The organism is Mesorhizobium sp. M1143, from assembly GCF_040318435.1.
In the GTDB taxonomy this organism is placed as follows: Bacteria; Pseudomonadota; Alphaproteobacteria; order Rhizobiales; family Rhizobiaceae; genus Mesorhizobium.
Genome location: NZ_JAMYMJ010000146.1, coordinates 1 through 2,434, shown reverse-complemented (window position 1 = coordinate 2,434; position 2,434 = coordinate 1). Strand labels below are relative to the sequence as shown.

Here is a 2,434-nt window from a genome sequence, read left to right as displayed (position 1 = left end):
TCATGCAGGACGCCCATCGTTGGCACCAGGGCTATCCTCACACCTTCGCAGCGCCATGCGGCGACGCTTTCGCGAAGCTGGTCAACGCTCCTGACGATCGGCACGCTCACGCTGCTTCTCCGCTCTTGGTGGCGTCCGTGTCGGCGGGCTTGGGCGCATCGGCAAACACGTGCTCTGCGGCGGGAAACTGGCGCTCCTTCACCTCGCGCGCATAGGAAGCGATCGCAGCCGCAGCCGCCTCCCGGAGTTCAGCATAGCGCTTGACGAACTTGGGCCGGAAGTCGCCGAAGAGGCCCAGCATGTCGTCGACGACGAGAATCTGGCCGTCACAGGCTGCCGAGGCACCGATGCCAATGGTCGGGGTCGCCACCTCCTTGGTGATCCGGCGGGCGAGCGCCTCAGGAACCTTCTCCAGGACGACCGCAAAGGCGCCCGCTTCGCCCACCGCAATTGCGTCGCGCCTGATGCGCTCGGCATCCCCGCCCCTGCCCTGTACGCGGTAGCCACCGATGGTGTTGATGGCCTGCGGCGTCAATCCGACATGGGCCATGACGGGCACGCCGCGTGCGGCGAGGAAGCCGATCGTCTCTGCCATCGCTTCGCCGCCTTCGAGCTTGACGGCCGTGCAGCCGGTCTCGGCCATGACGCGCGCGGCATTGCGGAAAGCCTGCTCTGGGCTTTCCTCGTAGGAACCGAACGGCAGGTCGACCACCATCAGCGCCTGCTTGATGCCACGGCGCACCGCCTGGCCGTGCGTGATCATCATCTCCAGCGTGACGCCGCGCGTCGAGGGCAGGCCGTGGAGAACCATGCCGACGCTGTCGCCGACGAGCACCACATCACAATGGGGATCGACAAGCCGGGCTACTGGGGTGGTGTAGGCGGTAAGGCAGACGAGCGGCGTCCCACCTTTGCGCGAACGAATATCCGGCGGTGTGATCGCCCTGGTGTCACCATAAGCGCTCATGGGACCCTCCTTCCCCTACGTTACCAGCTGCGGCTGTCGCCTTTGGCACATTTTTGTGCAGGTGCGAAGAGCAAAAAAATGGCCATGCAGCTGCGGGGTGTTGACGTGCCAATTGGCACGCTTACACTAAATCGATTAAGGTGCCCCCGAGTTGGCCAAATAATGGACGATCAGGCAATAGGACTCAGGAAAGACAGAGCCGCCGGCAAGGCCGACAACGTCAAAGTGGACTTGATCGCCTTTGTGGTCGCCGTAAACGGCAGTCAACCCTGTGTCCTCACCATCGGCCAGGCGGACACCTTGCCCTCCGGTCCCTTTGCGCTTGAGCACCGATCGCTGCAATCCGGCTTGAGGGGGTGGGTCGAGCAGCAAACCGGCCATCGGCTGGGGTACATTGAGCAACTCTACACGTTCGCGGATCGGGATCGCATCGGCGCCGAGCGCCAGCAGCGCGTCATCTCCATCAGCTATCTCGCATTGACGCGCAAGGAACAGGCAGCGGGCTCGCCCAAGTGCGGATGGCAGAGTTGGTATGAATATTTTCCATGGGAGGACCACCGCTCCGGCACGCCTGCGGTCGTGCTGGACGTTCTGCGGCCGCGCCTGATCGAATGGGCAAACGGGGTTGGCGATTCGGCCACGCGACGTGAACGCTGGCAGCGGGCGACGATAGCCTTTGGCTTCGACGACCGCCTTTGGAACGAGGAACTCACGCTTCAACGCTATGAGTTAGTCTACGAAGCAGGCCTGGGCCAAGAGGCCGTAAGAGGGCGGGACGCAGGACCCCCGCCGCTGGTGCCCAGCAAGTCCATGGTCGCCGATCATCGCCGCATCGTGGCGACCGGCATTGCGCGGCTGCGCTCCAAGATCAAATACCGCCCAGTCGTCTTTGAGCTGATGCCGCCGGTATTCACGCTTTTGCAGCTGCAGCGAACCGTGGAGGCGCTCGCCGGCAGGCTCATCCACAAGCCGAACTTTCGCCGACTGATCGAACAGCAGGAGCTGGTCGAGGAGACCGGAGAGGCCACCACTGAGACCGGCGGCCGGCCAGCGAAGCTTTTCCGTTTCCGCCACGCCGTTCTGGACGATAGGCTCATCGCCGGGACAAAATTGCCGCTGGCGCGGGGTTGACATCCCTTATACTCACAGCAAGTATATGCTGGTTATTTTCAGTTAGAGTATAAGCGGGAGGGGGTCGATGGGCGCCATGCTGCCTACGGCCGCGTTGCTCTACGAGCGCGTCCGACGAGTGATCCCGCCGATTGAATGGCCGGCTTTCGCCGAGGATATCGAGGCGATCCTTGCGCTGAAGCGCGAGCGCAACGCGATCATCCTGGCGCACAATTATCAGACGCCCGAGATCTTCCACTGCGTGGCCGACATCGTCGGCGACAGCTTGGCACTAGCCCGCACGGCTGCGACGGTCGAGGCGCAAGTCATCGTGCTGGCCGGCGTCCATTTCATGGC

At 63.3% G+C, this 2,434-nt stretch carries 4 protein-coding genes; 2 read left to right on the top strand and 2 right to left on the bottom strand.

Annotation, left to right across the window (positions count from 1 at the left end; all coding sequences use genetic code 11):
* Both NKH35_RS31380 and panB read right to left on the bottom strand, forming a co-directional pair.
* Window positions 1-104, bottom strand: a 104-nt coding sequence (locus NKH35_RS31380; RefSeq protein WP_352917537.1) for a pantoate--beta-alanine ligase, incomplete at its 3' end; no start/stop codon positions are given.
* 2 nt (window positions 105-106) lie between these two features.
* On the bottom strand, window positions 107-967 hold the full coding sequence (gene panB, locus NKH35_RS31375) for a 3-methyl-2-oxobutanoate hydroxymethyltransferase (RefSeq protein WP_352917536.1): 861 nt from the start codon (window positions 965-967) through the stop codon (window positions 107-109).
* 162 nt (window positions 968-1,129) lie between these two features.
* On the opposite strand from panB, the gene NKH35_RS31370 reads away from it, so the two are divergent.
* Both NKH35_RS31370 and nadA read left to right on the top strand, forming a co-directional pair.
* On the top strand, window positions 1,130-2,098 hold the full coding sequence (locus NKH35_RS31370) for an NUDIX hydrolase (protein WP_352917535.1): 969 nt from the start codon (window positions 1,130-1,132) through the stop codon (window positions 2,096-2,098).
* Between the two features lie 67 nt (window positions 2,099-2,165).
* Window positions 2,166-2,434, top strand: a 269-nt coding sequence (gene nadA, locus NKH35_RS31365; RefSeq protein ID WP_352917534.1) for a quinolinate synthase NadA, incomplete at its 3' end; no start/stop codon positions are given.